The organism is Lentzea aerocolonigenes (genome assembly GCF_000955955.1).
GTDB lineage: Bacteria > Actinomycetota > Actinomycetes > Mycobacteriales > Pseudonocardiaceae > Lentzea > Lentzea aerocolonigenes_A.
The window spans coordinates 1-18,899 of the sequence record NZ_JYJG01000127.1 but is presented as its reverse complement, the minus strand read 5'-3'; the positions used below and the strand labels follow the sequence as shown (position 1 = coordinate 18,899).

The window sequence follows — 18,899 nt, the reverse complement described above, 5'->3', positions numbered from 1 at the left end:
CGAGGGAGCTGACGTCTCCGGAGGCGATGCCTCCGGCGCGGGTGAGGTGTCCGGTGATGGTGGCATCTGTTTCACACGAACACTGTCTCGGTGCGGCCGGGTCACCGGACATCCGTCAGGTGTCGGTACGGACCCCGCCGGTCGGCCGGATCTCCCGAGCCGACCGGTTCGGTCCACTGTGGCCGGTCAGGAGCGGCCGGCCAGCTTGGCGGTGAGGCGCAGGCCCTGTCGTGCGGTGACGTGGGGCAGATAGGCCCGGCTCACGGCGTTGGCGATGCGCGGCAGTGCGGCCGCGTCCGGGTAGGCCATGTACATCGGCCGGTACGTCGGCTGGAACTTCGCCTTGAACGCGAACAGCGAGCGGAACCCGTACACCGGTTCCATCACCTGTCCGGTGACGTCCAGCACCCGCTGCAGCAGGCGAGGACGTTCACCGCGGTCCAGCCGGGCCAGCGGTGCGCCCGACAGGCTGAGGAACCGGACTCCCTCGGTCTTCAGCTCCAGCGCGGCCGAGGCGATCAGGAACTCCATGGTGCCGCGGAAACCGTTGGCACGGCGGCGCATGAAGTCGAGCGTGTACCCCACGACCTCGCCGTCGGCGTAGACCGGCAGCCAGCTTGTGATGCCGTGCACGGTGCGGTCGGCGTCGATGGCGAGCAGGCAGCGCACGCCGTCGCCGGTGAGTTCCTCGAGGCCACCGAGGGTGAAGCCCATCTCCGGCAAACCCTTGTCCGCCACCCATTCCGTCGAGATCGACCGGATCTGGTCGGTGATCGCGTACGGCGCGTCGGCGTAGGTGCACCACTCGGCGGTGATGCCTTCCTTCGCTGCCTTGTTCAACGCTGTCCGGACGTCCTGCCACTTCTTGCCGGTGAACGCGAGCGTCTCCAGTTCGATCACGGTGTCCTCCGCGACCTGCACCGCCGGCCAGCCGAGCGAGGCGACCTCGTCCCGAGTCCCGGCGGTGATGCTGTAGAGGCACGGCGTCCAGCCGTTCTCCTGGCAGAACTCGGCGAACCCCCGCACGGCGTCGACCCGTGCGGGGCCGATCGGGTCGCCGACGGTCAGCGCGATCGTGGCCACCACCCGGTACGCGATCACCGTCTCGCCGTCCGGGGTGAACCAGTACTCGTTGCCGCGCCACGTGGTCATGTACGCCAACGACGAACCGCCGTGCCGCCGCATCAGCTCGCGGGCCTGCGCAGCTTCCTGCTCCGACGACGACGGCCACGCGCGCCACGAGGCCATCAGCAGACCCGCCAGCACGATCAGCCAGAACACCACGCCGGTGTACTCGAACAGCACCGTGGCGACGAACCCGTCTGCCTTGAACCGCAACGGCACCGCGCCGAGGTAGCCCGGCGGCAGGAACCGCGTGGGCAGGTCCGCGAGCAACTGCGCGAAGCCCGGCACCGGCGAGAACTGGTCGCGGACCAGGTAGCCGCCGAGCACGTACAGCGCGGACAGCAGACCGATGCTGCCCAGGGTGAACCGCCAGAACTTCCGGATCGCGTGCCGGGGCAGTTTCACGGTGAAGTGCTTGCGGGTCAGCAACAGCACGACGGCGATGACGAGTGGCGCCAGGATGGGCACGCCGTAGGAGAAACCGGCTTCCAGCTCGCCGTTGTCCGGGAACCGCGCGGCTTCCGCGACGTACCACCCGGTGACAGCCGCGTACGCCGCGGTGGAACCCAGTGCCGCCCACCACGCGAACCGCCGCCCGCGTCGCAGCCCTTCCGCGAGCACCAGCAGCAGCAACGCCGGCAGCAGCGACATCACCAGCGCCGGGAACCGCCCGTAGGACAACTGGATCAGCATCGTGCGGCACTGCTCGGCCCCGTCAGAGGCGCAGGCGAGATCCACGTCGTCCTGCGCCGGCTGGGCGACGGCCACCACGTCGGAGAACCACGACAGCGGGCCGTTCGGGAACGGCGACATCATCGCCACCACCGGTCCGAGTGCCGACGCCGCCACCAGCAGGGCGACGAGAACCCTGGTCTCCGCCCGGGTTCCCGGCGTGCGGGCCTCGTCGCGGCGCAGGAAGAACGCGCCGATCAGCAGTCCGGCCACGCCACCGGTCAGCCGCAGCAGGTCCTCCAGCCAGCCGGAGTACAACGTGAGCACGACCAGCGACAGGGCCGTCATGAGCCGGACGCGGCGCCGCCACAACACCGGCATGCGGAACGTCAGCGCCAGCGCGAGCCCCACCCCGCCGATCGACGGGCCGGCCGCGACCGCACCCGTGAGCGACTCGAGCCAGAACCAGTGCAGGGCGCCGCCGAGCAGCACCACCCCGTAGCCCAGGAACACCCCGGCCACGTGGGAGACCAGGAAGATCGCCGCGGTGCGCAGGGCGCCGAGCTCGCGTTCGGCCAGCGCGCCGAAGACGAGCAGCAGCACGGTGGTCACGACGTAACCGGTGAGATCCATGGCCCACAGCGCCGAGGAGAACGCCGTCCACAACGGACTGTCGGTGCCGAAGCCGATGTGGGCGAGCAAGTCGTCGTTCGGACCGCCGAGCGCACCGGTCAGCGCGCCGATCGTCCAGAACGCGATGAGGAAGACACAGGTCAGCGGAGCCGTCCGGAACAGTCGGCCGATCGGTCGGATGATCCGGTCCACTTGTGTGCTCATCATTCTCGTTTCCTGATGGTCATTGCGGGTCATCTGCTCAGGCCCGTTCGTGCGGCGAGCCACGGCAGGGAGTCGTAAAGGCCCGGCCGCCACACGTTCCAGTCGTGTGCTCCCGGCAGTTCCTTCCACTGCACGTCCACACCGGCCCTGCGGCAGGCCTCGAACACCTCGGCGTCGGCCTGGCGGTAGTGGACGTCGTCCCGACCGGCCACGATCACGCCGGCGGTCTGCGGAAACCGTTCGCGGGCAAGGATGTCCATCGGGTTGACGCGTGTGAACGCCGCCTCGTCCCCGCCGAACGCGGCCTTGACCGTCTGGGCGCGGGAGCCGAGCGCGGGTTCGCGCTGACCGGTGAGGTCGATGAAGTTGCCGTACACGTCCGGCGCGCGCACGGCGAGCTGCAGAGCGCACGTGCCGCCCTGGGAGAGGCCCGCGATGGTCCAGGACTCACGGCGTTCGTCCACGGTCAGCCGCTGCTTGATCCAGGCGGGGACCTCACGGGCGAGATAGGTCTCCGACTGTCCCAGTTTCGAGTCCAGGCACAGCGGGTTCGCCGCCCGCGCGCCGAGCTGGTCGGCCACCACCACGACCGGCGCCAGCCCGTCGTGCTCCCGTGCGAAGGCGTCCAGGCGCTCCGGGAGCCGGCCCGCGTCGAACCAGTCGCGCGGCGACCCCGGCTGCCCGGCGAGCAGCACCACGACCGGCAGGCGCGGGCGTGGCGTCGCGGCGTAGGCGGGCGGCAGGTAGATCCACGCCTTGCGCGCCTTGAACACGCCGGGGATCCCCGCCTCGGACACCGTGCCCTTGCCGGGCAGGTCCGCGGGCTTGCGCCAGACATCGGCGAGCTTGCCGCCCGCGGGCACCTCGACCACGCTCGACGCCGGCTTCGCCGCCTCGTCGAGGTCCACCCGGTTGTTCGTGAACACCTCGAGCGCCGCCCGCGACGTGGGGTAGAAGCCGAAGTACGCGTTCGCCGCCGTCACCGCGCTCGCCGTCACGACCAGCACCAGCAGCACGCTCAGGACCCGCGAGTACCACCGTCCGGCACGCAGCCGCGCGACTGCCAGGCACACCGCGAGCAGCACCGCGCCCGCCCACACGGCGAGGACGCCGGGAAGCGGCTCCGGCCACGGTTTCCACACGTGGTCGACCACGAACTTCAGCAGGGCCACCGCCACCACGCACGCCAGCGCCAACACTGGCACGACTCGGGTCCACCACGAACGGTTCTTCCGGACTGCCAGGGTGACCAGCGCGAGCACACCGGCAACGGTCGCGGTGATGGGAATCGGCCCGTGGATCAGCGACAGGTCCAGTGGGCTGAGCATGGTGTTCCGTTCCTGCCTTGGGGTGCGTCTGGACGGCAATGTCCTCAGTGGACATCTATTTGAGCTTCTGCGCCACCGCGGTGGCCTTGCCGAGCAGGAACTCGAGCGGCCCGCGGCGGAAGAACCGCGACCACACCAGTGCGAACGCGACCACTCCTGCGATGAACGCGAGCAGGACGTACACCGGAGCTCCCGGCTGCGAGCCGGTCGCGTCGATGGCGATCACGTGCAGCACGTACGCGGTCAGCGACATCGATCCGACCGCCGTCACCGGCAGGCACCACTTGGGCAGCTTCTCGGCGAGGAAGAGCGATCCCACCAGCGCGATGATCGCCACGCCGACCGCGCCGACGATCTCGAACGGGACACCGCTGTGCGACTCGGAACCGAGCAGCCGCAGTGCCGAGTCCGTGGGGACCGCGCCCATCGGCTCACCGTTCTCGGTGAGCTCGGAGATGTTCGGCACGCCACCGGAAGCAGGCATGTCGCCGCCCTTGGGGAAGTCGCCGCCCTTGGCGATGTCACCGGCCTTGGGGCCGCCGAGCCGCGGCGGGAAGTTCGCGCCGGGGACGAGCCGCACCAGGAGCCACGATCCGCCGTAGCCGGCCACGGCGAGCACCGGGCCGATGATTGCCAGGCGAATCCTGGTCGCGACGGCGGTGAGGTCGAGGCGCCCGAGTGCCATGCCGGCGAACACGAACGGCATCCAGGTCAGCACCGGGTAGCCACCGGTGAGGAAGAACTGCACGGCACTTTCGCCGCCGATCATCCTGATCGGGTCGTGCGCGATGAGGGTCCGGGCCAGGCCGGTGCTGGTCAGCCAGTCGCGCACCACGAAGGACAGCACCGGGCCCGCGATCGCCCACACCGCGGCGAGGATCGCGAGCGGAACCGCCCTGAGCCGGGTGAAAGGCAGTGCCAGCAGGAAGAACAGGCCGTAGTACGCCAGGATGACGACCACGCTGGTGCCGGTCATCGTCAGCAGCGTGCCGAACAGGAACAGGATCACCGCGCGAATCGTGATCTTGGCGCGAGCCCGTCGTCCGGCGAGCCCGGTGGCGGGTTCCGCGCGGCCGGACATGATCGCGAGGGACAGACCGGCCAGTGTCGCGAACAACGCGGACGCACGTCCGTTGGCGAGCTCCATCAGGGCTCCGAGCGGGCCCCCGACCTCGGGAGTGGGGCCGACGTGCGCGGCGAACATGCCGAAAACCGCCAGACCGCGGGCGAAGTCGATTCCCGCGAGCCTGGCGATCGACGGTTGCCGGGTCGCCTCGACGTGTTCTGCGATTGCCATGCGGCAAGCGTCGCGGTGCGCACCCCGTCGCGACCATCTGCCGAGGGTCCGGAACCACCCGCCAGTCGGCTGGAGGTCACCCCGCCGATCGGCTGCAGTCGTGCCGTTGAGCCGCGAGGCCCGCGCCGGTCAGCCCTCGTCGTCGCCGAAGAACTCGTCAGCCATCCCACCGAGAGCCATGCCGCCGAGCACGCCACCCGCGACGCCGGCCGCACCGGCGGCGAGCATGCCGCCCATGCCGGCTCCGCGCTGCTGGCCGTTCTGTTGACCGTACTGCTGCCCGTGCTGGTCGTGGCGGTCGTCGTGGCGGCCGTAGCCGGACTGGCCGCCGAAGGCCGGGTTGTAGCCGCCGGGTTGCCCGCCGAAGGCCGGGTTCGCGTGACCGCGCTCGGCGGCCTGCGCGAGCCAGCCGCTGATCGCCGCCGCCCAGTCGGTGACCATCGCTTCCTGATGGGACACCCGGAGCAGGCCGGACGTGTCGCCGCCGGAGGAGAACGCGCCGCTGCGCTTGTCGGCCTCCAGCACGACGTACAGATCGTGCTGGTTCGCCACGAACGTCAGCTCGACCTGGTTCATCCGGCCCACGAACTGGGCGGGCGGGAAGAACTCGAGTTCCTGGTGGAAGCCCAGCTCCTGCGGCACGCCGGGGAGGTGGCCGGCTTCGACGTCGGTGCTGCGGAAGGAGAACCCGAGCTGACCGAACGCGTCCAGCACCTTGTTCTGCGAGGGCAGCGGGTTGACGAGCAGCGGGTCGAGGTCGCCCTTGTCCGGGGCGCCGGCGATCAGGAGCTCGGTCCGCACACCCACGCTCAGCCTCGGCAACGGTGAGCCGCCGACCGCGGTGACCGGGGTCTCCCAAGGGATCTGCAGCTGGAACGGGATCGCGACCAGCTGGCCCGCGGGCACCCGCACGCCCTGTTGCACGACCATCCGGTAGAACTCCTGGACGCTGCCGCGCTCGTCGTTTCCACCGTTGAACGCGAAGCCGCCGGCGACCTCGACCTGGGTGACGAGGGACAGCACGACCTGACCGATCTCGGCGTCCGCGCTGCCGCCCTGGATGCGCACCTGGCCGGTGATCGCCTGGCCGGGTACGGCGTGCGGCGAGTCCAGGACGGTGTCGACGGACGGGCCGCCGACGCCGAAGGCACTCAGCATCCGCTTGAACATTGGACTGTCTCCTTCTGGGGGACGGTGTGGAATCAGGTCTGTTCCCGGGCTCGTGATGTCCGAGGAACTTCATGTGCGCCAACGAGAGTCTTGCGGTTCTGGCCCCGTCTGCGCAGCTGCCGGGCGTCTGGAAGGACTCGCTACCCGGCTGGTTCCGACCCCGCCGGTCGGCGGGCAGGACCATCCGGCCGGCTGGGTCGTCCGGCCGGTTCGCCGATGTCGCGGGCAGCGTCGCGGACCGAGGATCGAGACAGTTCAACGACCAGAGAAGACGGAGCTGTTCCCGTGCGCACCCCGATCGATCGCCCGGCCTGGAGAACTCTGCTGAGGTACGTGCGGCCACATCGGCGCACTGTCCTCTTCGGAGGAATGCTCACCTTGCTCGGAGGCCTCGCCGCGGCGGCCCAGCCGCTCGCGGCGAAGGCGCTCGTGGACCGGCTGGGCACCGGTGGCGCGATCACCGGCTTGCTGGCGCTGCTGGTCGGCCTCGCGCTCGCCGGTGCCGCGATCGCGATGGTCGGTGACTACCTGCTCGAACGCGCGGCGGAGTCGGTCGTGCTGGTGGCGCGCAAGAAGCTCACCAGGAAACTGCTCTCGTTGCGCGTGCCCGCCGTGCAACGCGCGGAGCCGGGAGACCTGCTGTCCCGCTTCACCAGCGACACGACGTTGCTGCGCGAGGTGTGCACCAGCGCGCTCGTCGGGCTGGTCACCGGTGCGGTCACGACCGTGGTGATGGTCGTCATGATGGGCGTGATGGATCTCGCCCTGCTCGGCGTCACCCTGGCCGTGCTCGCCGTGGTCGGCCTGCTCGCGGGCGCCGGCCTACCCATGATCGAGAAGGCATCGCGGGCCGCCCAGGTTGCCGTCGGAGACACGGGTTCGCGGCTGGAGCGCGCGCTCGGCGCGTTCCGGACGGTGAAGGCGGAAGGTGCGGAGCCCAGGGAGATCGCCGCGATCGAACGGGGTGCAGAGGACGCGTGGCGTGCCGGACTCCGGTCCGCGCGCTGGGAGTCACTGGTGCACGGGTCCAACACCCTGGCGATCCAGGCGGCCTTCCTCGCCGTGCTCGGCATCGGTGGCGCGCGGGTCGCGACAGGAGCCATCTCACTGTCCACTTTGGTGGCTTTCCTGTTGTTCCTGTTCTACCTGAACGAACCGATCGGGCAGTTGCTGCACGCGGGCAGCAGGCTGTCCGTCGGGCTGGCAGCGGTGCGCCGCCTGTCCGAGGTCGAGGAGATGCAGTCCGAGCCGGCCGAAGCTGCCGTCATCCACGCGGCGGCCGCTGCGAAGGACGGGGCCCGGCTTGTCTTCGAGGACGTCCGCTTCCGCTACGGCCCGGAGCTGCCCGAGGTTCTGCGCGGTATCAGCGTCGACGTTCCGGCAACCGGAATGACCGCGTTCGTCGGTCCTTCTGGTGCGGGGAAGTCCACGCTCTTCGCGTTGGTCGAGCGGTTCCACGAGCCGTCGGCCGGCCGGATCCTGCTGGACGGCCGCGACCTCGCGGACTGGGACCTGGCGAGCCTGCGCGCCGGCATCGGGTACGTCGAACAGGACGCACCCCTGCTGTCGGGCACGTTGCGCGACAACCTGGTCTACGGCCGGCCGGACGCCACCGAAGAGGAGATCCGCGACGCCGTGGCGCAGACCCGGCTGGACTCGCTCGTCGAGCGCCTTCCCGAAGGGCTGGACACGGCGGTCGGGCATCGCGGCAACTTCCTGTCCGGTGGTGAGAGGCAGCGGGTGGCGCTTGCTCGTGCGCTGATCCGCCGTCCCCGCCTCCTGCTGCTCGACGAGATCACCTCGCAGCTCGACGCCGCGAACGAGATGGCGATCCGCGACGTGGTCACGGCCGCGGCGAAGACGATGACCGTTCTCGTGGTGGCGCACAGGTTGTCCACGGTGACGCAGGCCGACCGGATCGTGGTGGTGGACAACGGAACAGTGCGTGCGGCCGGCACTCACGACGAGCTCGTCGCTGGTGATTCCCTGTACGCCGACTTCGCCGCCACCCAGCTGCTCACCGGCGAGTGAGGTAGTGCCGCCGGCCGGTCCAGCGTGTCAGCTGGACCGGCCGGCGTTGTGGCCTCAGAACAGGTCGAAGCTGAAACCGCCTTCGTCCTCGCCGCTCTCCTGGGACTGGGCCTGGTTCGCCTGGGGCTGGTTGTCGCTGAACAGTTCGTTCGCGCCCGCGACCAGCAGCGCGCCGCCGGCGACGCCCGCTGCCGCGGCCGCAGCCGTCTTCATGAAGCCGCCACGCGCGCCAGGACCCGTGTGCGGGTCGTGTCCGTAGCCGGAGTGCTGCTGAGTGAAGGCCGGATTCGCGAAAGCCGGATTCTGCGCGTAGCCGGCGTTGGTTCCGTAGCCGGGCTGAGGCGCGAAGGCGGGGTTGGGCGCGAAGCCGGCGTTCGCCTGAGCCGTGCCCGTCGCGCCGGACCGCGCCTGGGCCTGCCGCAGTGCTTCCTCCTGCAGCAGAACGGCTTGGACGAGCAGATAGACCGCGTTCGGCTGGCATGCGATCTGCTGCGCGATCAGCTCGGCGGCCTCCCGGTCCTGAAGTACCGGAGGTGCCTGCCGCAGCCGGTTCGCCAGGCCGAGGATCAGTTCACGGTCTTGGTGGTCCATGGTGCTCTCCTTTGGTCAGCACCATGGTCGACGCGCGACGACACCCGCGAACACCGGTGACCTGGCCCGAACACCCCGCCGACTGACTGGCGATGGTCAGCCGGTCGGCGGGGTGTCAGTTGTTCAGCCGCGTGTCGCGCCCGCGGTCGTGAGCGGAAGCCGCAGCCGCAGCCGGAAGCCGCCGTCGGAGGTGGGACCGGCGTGGATCTGACCGTCGAGCAGCGTCGCCCGCTCCTGCAGCCCGATGAGCCCGTGGCGCGCGCTGGGCAGCGCGAGGTGCGGCCGGGTGGGTGGCGTGTTGGTGACGGTGACGGTCAGATCCGTGTCGCTGTGGTCGATGTCGATGGTGGCGCTGGCACCAGGTGCGTGCTTGCGCACGTTGGTGAGCGCTTCCTGGATGGTGCGGTAGATGGCGCGCTGCACCGGTGGCTCGAGGCCGTCCGGGGCGCTGCCGACGAGCTGTGCGTCGATCGCGCTGTTGCCGATGAGCCGGTCGAGGTCGGTCAGCGTGGGCTGCGGGGTGAGCTCGGTGGCCGGGGTGCCGGACGCGCGCAGCAGGTTCACCATGTGGCGCAGCTCGTCGAGCGTGTTCACGGACAGCTGCCGCACGTTCCCGGCTGCCTGCTTGGCGTTCGGGTCCGTGGTGCTGACCTGGAGCGCCGCTGCCTGTACGGCGATCAGGCTGACCTGGTGGGAGACGACGTCGTGCATCTCGCGGGCGAGCTGGTTGCGTTCCTGGGCCAGGATCGCCTGGGCGTCGAGCCGCCGTTCGTGTTCCCTGGCTTCCTCGACCTCCTGCAGCCGCAACGCCAGTTCGCGCTGGCTGTGCACGAACTGGCCGAGCAGGATCGGGGCGACCGCCGTCATCGTGAAGTAGATGAGGCCGAGCATCACGTCGCTGTCCCAGATGGACGGAGCGAAGGCGGACATCGGGAACACGAAACTGACCGCGGCGAGCAGTCCGCAGCCCGCGAGCAGCCACCAGTCGCGGTACCGGGAGGACACCGCGTACAGCGCGACGATCGCCGGGACGATGGCACCGGGGAACACGACGGCGGGCAGGGTCGCCAGGAAGACGGGCAGCGGCCAGCGGTCGCGCACCAGGAGCGCGAGCGCGGCGAGCACCACCGGTGCGAACGCGACCGGCGAGGGTTCGGTGATCACGGTCAGCACCGCCTCGACCGCCGTGAGCACGATCACCACGGCGTCGACGAGCCTGGGCTGGACTCTCGGCGTCATGACCGCGTGTCTTCGAGCAGACCGGCCCGTTGCGCCACCAGCGCGGCCTGCACCCTGCTGCCCACGCGGAGCTTGGTGAGGATCGCGCTGACGTGGTCCTTCACCGTGCCGACGCTGACGTGGATGCGAGCCCCGATGTCGGTGTTGGACAGTCCTTCGGCGATCAGCACGAGCACCGCGCGTTCGCGCTCGGTCAGCAGGCTGACCTGTTGGGACGCGTCCGTGCTCGCACCGGAACCGAGGTAGCCGTCGACGACGGTGCGGGTGACCTTGGGGGACAGGACCACACCGCCGCTGACCAGCGTGCGCACCATCTGCGCGAGCTGTTCGGGCCCGGTGTCCTTGAGGATGAACCCGGCCGCGCCCGACCGCAGCGCCATGGCGATGTACTCGTCCGAGTCGAACGTCGTGAGCATCGCGACCACGGGCGGGTTCTTCAGGCCCTGCAACTGGCGCAGGATGGTGAGGCCGTCCACGTCCGGCATGCGGATGTCGAGCAGCACGACGTCGGGCTTCTGCAGACTGATCTCACGCACCGCCTGCCCACCGGTCGGCGTCGCGACGACCTCGATGTCCCCTGCCGCCTGAAGAATGAGGCGGAAGCCGGTCCGCACCAGCTCCTCGTCGTCCACGACGACCACTCGAATCACGTCACGCTCCTCTTCGGATCCTGCACGCCCCACAGTCTCGCCAACTCGGGTGCGGGTCCGCCATCCGGAACCTGGCAGACACCGTCCGCCGACTGGCGGGTTCTCACCATCCGATCGGCTGGTGTCCTGCGCGGGCGTGGCAGGGCCGCAAGCACGGCCGAGCGAGGACACACCGTTCAACGCTGAGCCAGGCCGGTCCGAAAGCTGGCAGCGGACCTCGTGGAGATGTTCTTCAGCAACCTCTCGGCGATCGTGACCGCGAGCTACGTGCCCGACCAGTACCTGCACCACAACGGCAAGGCGATCGACCGCGACGGCAACTACGGGCGAGTGCGGTCCGAACAGGTAAGGAGCGGTACGGCAGCCCGTGGGACCTGGGCGCGTCCGCAGATCCCGGCGGCAATCCGGCGAAGCCCACTTCTGCCGGGCCTACCTCACCGACAGTCCAGATCCCGCGTACTCGGCTGATCACTGAGACTGCGCAACGAAAAACGCTCGGCCGGGAGATCCCCGGCCGAGCGTTTTCCGTGCTGTGCGGCCTAGTACAAGAACGAGTCCCACCTCTGGCTGTGTGACGCGACCGAGCAGGGCGTGAGCACGACAGGGTTCCCACGCGCGCCGTAGTCCAGGCAAGTGCCGGTGGCGTTGTTGCGCAGCTGGGCGCCGATCTCGAGGCGGTTCTGGATGGACCACCGCTGGCTCGTGCTCGTCGTGGTGTTGCACGGCGACATCACGACGTTGTGCGCGGGCGCGGGACCGACGTCCATGCAGCCGGCACCGATCCAGCTGTAGATGTTGAAATAGGGCTCGCCGCCCTCGCCGGTGCGCATCCACTTCTGGCTGTTGTTGCCGGGCTGGTCGCAGACCGCCACCACGGGCCGGGTGCCGAACTGCTTGGACGGCAGATCGAGACATCCGCCGGGCTCGGAGTTCGCCAGGATGATCTCGGGTCCCAGGTTCATCGTGTGCACGGGCTCCGCTGCTTCGACAGACCCGGTCGCGGTCGCGGCGACGGACATGGCGGCGCCCAGCGTCGCCATCAACTTGCGTACTCGCATGGTGCTTCCCCACAGATTTCGGAACGGTGTGGGTCGAAACCTAGGTCGCGGACGTTGCAGAAACGTTGAACTGTTGCAGCGCCGCTGTCCAGCGAATGTGGCTCTTGGCCTCCCACCAGCCGAGTGGACGGTCATCCTCGTCATACCTGTTGCCGTAGTACCACTCCGCGGATGACGCGTCTGGCGATCTCGGCGTCGAGCGGGTTCATGTCCTCACCGACGGGGTTCGGCGGTGGCCACCAAAGGAAGCCGAGCGCCTCGTCGTTGACCAGCAGGCGGGGTACGGCCTGGAGCCGGACGCGGTAGATGGCGAGGAGTTCGTGCCGGTCCGGGTTCGTGAGATCGAACTCGGCTACCGCGACGCCCTCCGGTTCCACTCCGTGGATGCCAGTTTCCTCGCGCAGCTCCCGGACCGCGGCCTGACGCGATGTCTCGCCCGGCTCGCGTGCTCCTCCCGGGAGCTCCCACTGCTTTCGCCAACTGTCGAACATCATGAGCACGCCACCCGCGTGCTCGACCACGACCACGGCCGCCGGAACGGCCACCTGATCGTCCAGGCGCTCCAACTCCACGTCGGTGACGACACGAAACGCCACCAACGTGTTGCCTGCGCGGTCACGGATCGGAAGCGGAGCCATGGGCGTCACAAGGCAGCAGCTTCGATGACGGCGAGTGCGTCTCGGCTCAACTGGGCCGACTCGTCGTCGTGGAGTTCTTCGTACACGGCAATGCTCTTGCGGGCTTCATCGGCGGCGAACCGCCATTGAGCGCGTGTCAACCGGATGGAGATGATCTGGTTCATGGGCGGCCAGTCCCCGTTCACCCACGGAACCTGGTCCCAGCCGGCCTGTCGAATGGTTTGCCCGATGTACATGACCTGCTCGTCGCCGTCCTGAGCGGCAAGAGACACGACGTTGTCGACTCCGGCATCGATGCCCGCCCAGATCCGTGCGGACATCTGCAACGTCACCGGTTCGTCCAGGAGACCGTCCATGGACGGCATCATTCATCTGAGCAGATCACCATTCAAGATCTGCAGATCGGCTGGACACAGGCGGAGGCGGCGGGAAGCCGCTGATCGCTGGTAGTTTCGAAGATCTTCAGGTTCAGGCTCACCTCGGTGGTGCGCTTGCGGGTGAACGCCGGCCCGGACGTTTCGGGGAAGGTCGAAACGTGTCAGCGAAGTTGACGTTGTTCGCGCACTGCTGGCAGGGTCGAACCCAGAGGGCGTCTTCACGCAGCTGGGGGTGAAGGGCCGGAATCAGTCCACCGGCGATTGCCGTCGATGGGCTGCTTCTCATACGTGGCCCGGAGATCGAGAGGAAGTTCTTTGAAATCGGCAACCAGAGTTTTGGCGCTCATCACGTTCACTCTGTCCGTGGTCCTGGCCGGAATCACGCCGGCGTCCGCCACCACCGCCCAGACCGTGGAACTCGCCGCGCCGGCCGGTAGCGGCCTCCCGCCCTACGTCGCCGTCATCAAGCCGGTCACCGCGAAGCGGCTCGCTTCCAGCTGGCGGGAAGGCTGCCCCGTCGGGCCCGATCAGCTGCGGCTGATCAGCCTGAACTTCGTGGGCTTCGACGGAGCGGTGCACCGCGGCGAACTGATCGTCAACGCCGATCGCGCCACGGAGGTCGCCCACGTCTTCGCCGACCTGTACTTCGGCCGCTTCCCCATCCAGCGGATGGAGACCGTGGAGAAGTACAACTCCGACGACGACGCGTCGATGGCGGCGAACAACACCTCGGCGTTCAACTGCCGGCCGATCACCGGTGGCACCGCCTGGTCCAACCACTCCTACGGGCGTGCCATCGACATCAACACCGTGCAGAACCCCTACATCTCCCGCAGCGGCACGGTCTACCCGCCCAACGGCGCGCCCTACGTCGACCGCACCCAGAACGTGCCCGGCATGATCCACGCGGGCGATGCCACCGACCAGGCGTTCACCACTCGCGGCTGGACCTGGGGCGGCTTCTGGGAGACTCCGATCGACTACCAGCACTTCGAGAAGCCCTGACACCGACCTGCGGGGTGCGGCGGCTCAGAACGGATCGGGTGTGCGCGGGTGCAGCCTGCACGGGCTGAGGCCCGTCAGGTACCGGCCGCGCGAAAACCTGTCGGGGTGAGGCCTGTGCGGCGGCGGAAGAACTTCGTGAACACCGTCGCCTCCGCGAAACCGAGCCGCTGCCCGATCGTGCCCGCGGGCAGGTCCGTGTGCACGAGCAGGCGTTTCGCCTCCAGCAGGACGCGGTCGTCGAGGTAGCCCTTGGCCCCGACGCCTGCTCCCGCCTGGCAGGCCCTGGTCAGGGTGCGCACGCTGTACCCGAGCCTGGCGGCGTAGTCCTCCACGCGGTGGCTGCGGATGAAATCCTGCTCGACGGCGGACTGGAAGCGCAGAAATGCCTCTCCTCCCGCGGCTTGCTCCGGGTCTGCGCCGTGCACGACAGCCAAGCGCAACACGAGCGCGGCGAGCAGGTGCCGCAGCACCTGGGCGTGGCGTTCCGTCTGCGTTCCGTCCCAGAGCGCGTACTCGTGTTCCAGCAGGTCGAGCAGCAGTCTCAGACTGCCCTGCCCCGCATCCGCCGGTGACGAGGCGAGCCGCCACACGCCTCGGTCCACACCCGCCTGATCGGCCGTGGCCTGGTCGAGGAATCCGGGCAGGAACAGCACGATTCGCCCCTCGACCGCGTCCAGAGGCGAGTCGTAGCGCTGGACCTGTCCTGGCCGCACCCAGAGCCAGTCACCCGGACGCAGCACGTGGTCGGCGAAGTCCAGTGAGCAGTGCACGGTTCCGGACAGCACCGCGATCAACACGTGGAAGTCAGGTCGCCTGAGCGCGTACGGGTCGACGCCGTGTGAGCGCGCCCTGGCCAGAAGCTGCGGGAAGTCGAGCACCTCGATCCCGGGTGGCACGCCTACGCCGGCGCGGTAGGGCAGTCTGAAGATCGATTCATGTCCGATTTTGCCCATCGCCCGTCTCCGAAACACCATTCGCCAGCGGAGAACCACCTTATCCTCGACTTCGGCAGACCGAAAAAGTCGAAGAGACCGCGGAAAAGGGCCACGCTCATGAACCAGGACACTTCTCGCAACGACGGGACCTCGCGTCGCGCGGTGGTGCTGGGCGGCGGCGGGCCAGTCGGCGCGTCGTGGGCAGCGACGCTGGTCCACGGCCTCGTGTCCGCAGGGGTTCCGCTCCCCGAAGCCGACGTGGTGCTGGGTACCTCAGCCGGTGCCGTCGTCGGTTCCTGGCTGACGATGCACCCCGAAGGCCTTTCCACGATCCCGGAACGCATGCGTGAGCGGGCGGCCTGGCACGCTCGGTCCAAAGGAGCGGACATGGCCCTGCCGCAACGCATGGCCGTGGCGAACGACCCGCGCGCCATCGGTCAGTCCGCGCTCGCCGCGATGCCGCCCATCTCCGCCGAGCAGGCAGAAGCGTTGTGGAACGCCGCCCTGCCACAGGGACGGTGGCCCGGCCGACTGGGCGTCTTCGCCGTCGACACGAGCACCGGGACCGCGCGCGAATGGAGTGCGCGAGACGGCATCCCGCTGCCCGTCGCGGTGGCTTGTTCCACTGCCGCGCCCGGCATCGCGCCCCCGGTGACGGTCGGCGACTCCGTCTGGGTGGACGGCGGTGTCCGTTCCGGCACCAATGCCGACCTGCTCGTGGGCAACGGCCCGGGCCGAGTGCTGATCGTGGCACCGATCCCGTCTCCCAGCATCGCCCGCGAGGAGGCGATCCTCACCGAGCGCGGCCACAGCGTTCGTGTGGTCATCTCCGACTCGTTCATCACCAAGCCGGCCGACCTCATCGACGCGAGCTTCATCGACGCCGCGATCGCGGCGGGTGCGAAGCAGGCGGAAGACCTCGCTGCGGACCTGGGGGAGTGGTGGCGGGGGTGATGTTCCTCCCGCGGCTCACTGTCGCGAAGCCGGAAGGCCCGCACTGTCTATTCCTGCCGATGTTGGACGAGGAGGACGACTGACCCCTAAAACCCCGTTTGGCTACTGTTTCGGCTACCGCAGGCCTATTTCGGGAGTTTTTGGCGTGCGCGAAAAGCCGGAGAGCCCCTGACCTTGGCAGGTCAGGGGCTCTCCGGCTGAAATGGGCGATACTGGGATCGAACCAGTGACCTCTTCGGTGTGAACGAAGCGCTCTCCCGCTGAGCTAAACGCCCGTGTTCTGTTGTGCTGCCCCGCTCTCGCGGTGTGGCCATAGCCTACAACATCATCAACGAGAACCAAAAATCGGGCTCTGCAACCAGCTCCACTCCACGCCGAACCAGCCGCCGACCAGGGCGAACACGTTGAGGAGGTAGACGGTTGCCAGGACGATGAGGCAGACGCCCGCCATCACCAGGGCGCGGACCCAGCCCGGCTGGCGCTTCAGCCACTCGACCCAGCGGTCGTAGTAGCGCTTGACGAACTTCAGCACGCGGCCCGCCCACTCGAACTCCGTGGCGAGGATGGCGAGGCCTGCGAAGACCACCAGCCAGCCAGGGCCCGGGTACGGGATCATGATGATGCCCGCGATGAGCACCAGGCCGCCGAGCACGCCCACGCCGATGCGGTAGGCCAGGTTCAGCGCCGGGTTGCGGTGGAACCAGTGGCGCCAGCCCTTGTGCTCGTCGGGCTTCACGTCGGGCTTCGTCATGTGTCGATCATCCTGTTGGGACTCAGGCGGGTGCAACCTGGCCTCCTGCCAGCACGTCCGAGGGATTCGGGGGTGCGGACCGGCCGGGTTCGAGCGACACCGCGAACTTGGTGTGCTTGTGCGCGTCGGCTCCCCAGTTGAGCAGTTGCGGGTCGGTCGAGCCCGCGCGCACGTCGAACACCGCCAACGGTACCGGCGCTTTCGTACTCGCACCCCAAACCACGTAAATGTGACCGGAGTCGTTCGGCTTGAGGTTCATCGGCATCACGGCGCCGGAGTCCGGGTTCGAGAGGACGATGGCCACCTCGTCGCCGGAGTCGTTGCGCATGATCGCCCTGTTCGTGGACGGGTCGGCGGCCAGGCCCAGGGCCTTGTTCAGGTCGTCTACGCGGGACTGCGACGCCGTGACCTGGCTGGACAGCTGGTTCACGCGCACGCCCAGGTAGCCGCCGCCCGCAAGGACGGCGAGGGCTGCCGCGGCGGCCAGCAGGATGCGGCCGGTGTGGCGGCGGTGCTGCGGGCGCAGGGGAGTGGGGGCCGCGTGGCGGGCGCGGTGCGGGGTGGGCACGTCCTGCGGGATGTGCTCGATCTCTTCCATCAGCCTCGCGCGCAGGCGGGGCGGTGGCTGCTCCTGGCGGACGGCGCCGCCGATGCCCGCGAGGACCTCTTGCGTCGCCCGCACCGTGCGCTGGCAGGTGGGGCAGTCCGGCAGGTGGTCGCGGACCACTGCTTCCTCGTCCGGCTCCAGGGAGTGCATCGCCCAGCCGACCGCGAGCTCCTCGTGAGGGCACAGTTCGCCGTTCACCGGTTTGCTCCTGTCGTTTCGCCGGTCTCGCCGGCCCACAAGTTCCCCAACGTGCCTCTGAGACGTCTGATCGCCGCGAACGTGCGCGATTTCACAGTCCCCAGTGGTACGCCTGTCAGCTTCGCGACTTCGCACTGCGTGTAGCCACCCAGATAGGCCAGCGCGATGACTTGGCGCTGCTCTTCCGGCAACGTCCGCAGGGCGGCCCTGACCTCGGCGCCCACCACGCTCACCAACGCTTCGTGATCGGAACCCTCCGTTGGAGGTGAGATGTCGTCGGTGAGGGGAACAGTCCGACGACGCTGCGTGTTCTCCTTACGGACGGCATCCACTGCGCGGTGGTGGACGAGAGTCATCAGCCAGGTGCCGAAACTTCCGCGCGTGGGGTCGAATCTGGCGGGGTGCCGCCAGAGCGCGAGGAAGGCTTCCTGGACGACGTCCTCTGCCAGGTCCGGGTCCACGCAGATGCGTCTGGCCAGCGAATATGCTGGCGTGCCGTACCTGTCGTACAGCTCACCGAACGCCGACCGATCGCCCTGTGCGAGCCTTTGCACGAGCTCGAAATCGGTCGGCCGGCCGTCGCGAGACGCGTCGGATGAGCCGGGCGAGTCAGCCACCAGAGATGTCCTCACGTCCAACATTCGCGCAACAGCCGGTACCGGGTTCAGGTTAGACCCAGCAAGATGGGAGTCGCTGAACGCGGGCTGACGAGCGAGGAGGCCACGGAGCGCGTGCAAACGGTCGCGGTGCGCAGTCAAGCTGACCCGATGGGGTGATCTGCGTCCGATTCGCGAGCGTTCCTCGCCACATGCACGTCACAACTAAGGTGCTCGGTCGTTTCATTGACCGGGAAGGGAGAAGAGGGTAACGACGATGCGCAACGACCACGTGACGCTCCGCTCGACAGCGGTCTTCGACCTGCTGGCGCCGAGGACCCCTGCGGTTCCGGTCCAAGTGGAGCTGCGATACGACACGAAGGACCCGTACGCGGTCGTGGCCGCGTTCCGCACCGGCCGCGCCGGTTGGGTCGAGTGGGTGTTCGCCCGCGACCTGCTCGCTGACGGCCTCATCGCCGACGCCGGCGACGGCGACGTCCGGATCCGGCCCGCCGCCGACGACCCCGAGGTCGTCGTGATCGAGCTGAGCTCGCCGTCCGGGCACGCCATGTTCGAGGCCTCCGCCCAGGAGCTCGCCGACTTCCTCGACCGGACCTACGACGTCGTCGTGCCGGGCAACGAGCACCTGTGGGTCAACGTCGACGAGGCGCTCACGCACCTCATCTCGAACGACCTGAGCTGAATAATCCGAGGTAGGGGGCCCGCGAAGGCGGTGCGGGTACCCCGGTGAAACCCGCTTGAACCCCTCGTATAAGCTTCGTTTCAACATCATGAAGTCAGTGATGAACGCGGATGTAGCGCAGTTGGTAGCGCATCACC

General features: G+C 68.8%; 19 protein-coding genes and 1 tRNA gene. 5 read left to right on the top strand and 15 right to left on the bottom strand.

The features are described from left to right. Positions 1-186: 186 nt before the first annotated feature. The 4 genes from UK23_RS19520 to UK23_RS19505 form a co-directional block, all read right to left on the bottom strand. Positions 187-2,634 (bottom strand): phosphatidylglycerol lysyltransferase domain-containing protein, encoded by a 2,448-nt coding sequence (locus UK23_RS19520; protein WP_156213236.1) that lies wholly within the window; start codon positions 2,632-2,634, stop codon positions 187-189. 29 nt (positions 2,635-2,663) lie between these two features. Further along, complete coding sequence (locus tag UK23_RS19515) at positions 2,664-3,962, bottom strand: alpha/beta hydrolase (protein ID WP_045313002.1); 1,299 nt, start codon at positions 3,960-3,962, stop codon at positions 2,664-2,666. 55 nt (positions 3,963-4,017) lie between these two features. Continuing rightward, positions 4,018-5,259, bottom strand: a complete 1,242-nt coding sequence (locus tag UK23_RS19510; RefSeq protein ID WP_045313001.1) for a DUF418 domain-containing protein — start codon at positions 5,257-5,259, stop codon at positions 4,018-4,020. A gap of 129 nt (positions 5,260-5,388) precedes the next feature. Then, positions 5,389-6,429, bottom strand: a complete 1,041-nt coding sequence (locus UK23_RS19505; RefSeq protein ID WP_045313000.1) for a sporulation protein — start codon at positions 6,427-6,429, stop codon at positions 5,389-5,391. 369 nt (positions 6,430-6,798) lie between these two features. Between UK23_RS19505 and UK23_RS19500 the strand changes: the two genes are divergently transcribed. Further along, the gene (locus UK23_RS19500) at positions 6,799-8,460 is read left to right on the top strand and encodes an ABC transporter ATP-binding protein (RefSeq protein ID WP_231114582.1); all 1,662 of its coding nucleotides are present in this window, start codon (positions 6,799-6,801) and stop codon (positions 8,458-8,460) included. Between the two features lie 54 nt (positions 8,461-8,514). On the opposite strand, the gene UK23_RS19495 is transcribed toward UK23_RS19500, so the two are convergent. The 3 genes from UK23_RS19495 to UK23_RS19485 form a co-directional block, all read right to left on the bottom strand. After that, the gene (locus UK23_RS19495) at positions 8,515-9,051 is read right to left on the bottom strand and encodes a DUF2076 domain-containing protein (RefSeq protein WP_045312998.1); all 537 of its coding nucleotides are present in this window, start codon (positions 9,049-9,051) and stop codon (positions 8,515-8,517) included. Between the two features lie 123 nt (positions 9,052-9,174). Then, positions 9,175-10,290, bottom strand: a complete 1,116-nt coding sequence (locus UK23_RS19490; protein WP_045312997.1) for a sensor histidine kinase — start codon at positions 10,288-10,290, stop codon at positions 9,175-9,177. Further along, on the bottom strand, positions 10,287-10,940 hold the full coding sequence (locus UK23_RS19485; RefSeq protein WP_045312996.1) for a response regulator: 654 nt from the start codon (positions 10,938-10,940) through the stop codon (positions 10,287-10,289). Before UK23_RS19485 ends, UK23_RS19490 begins: the two co-directional genes overlap by 4 nt. A 225-nt stretch (positions 10,941-11,165) precedes the next feature. On the opposite strand from UK23_RS19485, the gene UK23_RS51720 reads away from it, so the two are divergent. Then, the gene (locus UK23_RS51720; RefSeq protein WP_156213235.1) at positions 11,166-11,408 is read left to right on the top strand and encodes a hypothetical protein; all 243 of its coding nucleotides are present in this window, start codon (positions 11,166-11,168) and stop codon (positions 11,406-11,408) included. A gap of 71 nt (positions 11,409-11,479) precedes the next feature. On the opposite strand, the gene UK23_RS19480 is transcribed toward UK23_RS51720, so the two are convergent. The 3 genes from UK23_RS19480 to UK23_RS19470 form a co-directional block, all read right to left on the bottom strand. After that, positions 11,480-11,998, bottom strand: coding sequence for an RICIN domain-containing protein (locus UK23_RS19480; RefSeq protein ID WP_196777794.1), 519 nt, complete (start codon positions 11,996-11,998; stop codon positions 11,480-11,482). 140 nt (positions 11,999-12,138) lie between these two features. Further along, positions 12,139-12,570, bottom strand: a complete 432-nt coding sequence (locus UK23_RS19475) for an NUDIX hydrolase (RefSeq protein ID WP_419503893.1) — start codon at positions 12,568-12,570, stop codon at positions 12,139-12,141. Between the two features lie 71 nt (positions 12,571-12,641). Then, on the bottom strand, positions 12,642-12,992 hold the full coding sequence (locus tag UK23_RS19470) for a hypothetical protein (RefSeq protein ID WP_045312993.1): 351 nt from the start codon (positions 12,990-12,992) through the stop codon (positions 12,642-12,644). A gap of 384 nt (positions 12,993-13,376) precedes the next feature. Between UK23_RS19470 and UK23_RS19465 the strand changes: the two genes are divergently transcribed. Next, complete coding sequence (locus UK23_RS19465) at positions 13,377-14,018, top strand: M15 family metallopeptidase (RefSeq protein ID WP_231114581.1); 642 nt, start codon at positions 13,377-13,379, stop codon at positions 14,016-14,018. Positions 14,019-14,092: 74 nt separating this feature from the next. On the opposite strand, the gene UK23_RS19460 is transcribed toward UK23_RS19465, so the two are convergent. Then, positions 14,093-14,971, bottom strand: a complete 879-nt coding sequence (locus UK23_RS19460) for a helix-turn-helix transcriptional regulator (RefSeq protein ID WP_045312991.1) — start codon at positions 14,969-14,971, stop codon at positions 14,093-14,095. Positions 14,972-15,070: 99 nt separating this feature from the next. On the opposite strand from UK23_RS19460, the gene UK23_RS19455 reads away from it, so the two are divergent. Beyond that, the gene (locus tag UK23_RS19455) at positions 15,071-15,907 is read left to right on the top strand and encodes a patatin-like phospholipase family protein (protein ID WP_052684818.1); all 837 of its coding nucleotides are present in this window, start codon (positions 15,071-15,073) and stop codon (positions 15,905-15,907) included. A gap of 203 nt (positions 15,908-16,110) precedes the next feature. On the opposite strand, the gene UK23_RS19450 is transcribed toward UK23_RS19455, so the two are convergent. The 4 genes from UK23_RS19450 to UK23_RS19435 all read right to left on the bottom strand — a co-directional run bounded on the left by UK23_RS19450 (position 16,111) and on the right by UK23_RS19435 (position 18,080). Beyond that, positions 16,111-16,182, bottom strand: a tRNA-Val gene (locus UK23_RS19450). Between the two features lie 53 nt (positions 16,183-16,235). Next, positions 16,236-16,658: a TIGR02611 family protein gene (locus UK23_RS19445; RefSeq protein ID WP_045312990.1), complete on the bottom strand. Its 423-nt coding sequence runs from the start codon at positions 16,656-16,658 to the stop codon at positions 16,236-16,238. 22 nt (positions 16,659-16,680) lie between these two features. Then, positions 16,681-17,463: an anti-sigma factor gene (locus UK23_RS19440; RefSeq protein WP_045312989.1), complete on the bottom strand. Its 783-nt coding sequence runs from the start codon at positions 17,461-17,463 to the stop codon at positions 16,681-16,683. Continuing rightward, positions 17,460-18,080, bottom strand: a complete 621-nt coding sequence (locus UK23_RS19435; RefSeq protein WP_045313004.1) for an RNA polymerase sigma factor — start codon at positions 18,078-18,080, stop codon at positions 17,460-17,462. The genes UK23_RS19440 and UK23_RS19435 overlap by 4 nt, the downstream gene beginning before the upstream one ends. 256 nt (positions 18,081-18,336) lie before the next feature. On the opposite strand from UK23_RS19435, the gene UK23_RS19430 reads away from it, so the two are divergent. After that, positions 18,337-18,762, top strand: coding sequence for an SsgA family sporulation/cell division regulator (locus UK23_RS19430; protein ID WP_030466274.1), 426 nt, complete (start codon positions 18,337-18,339; stop codon positions 18,760-18,762). Positions 18,763-18,899 lie beyond the last annotated feature (137 nt).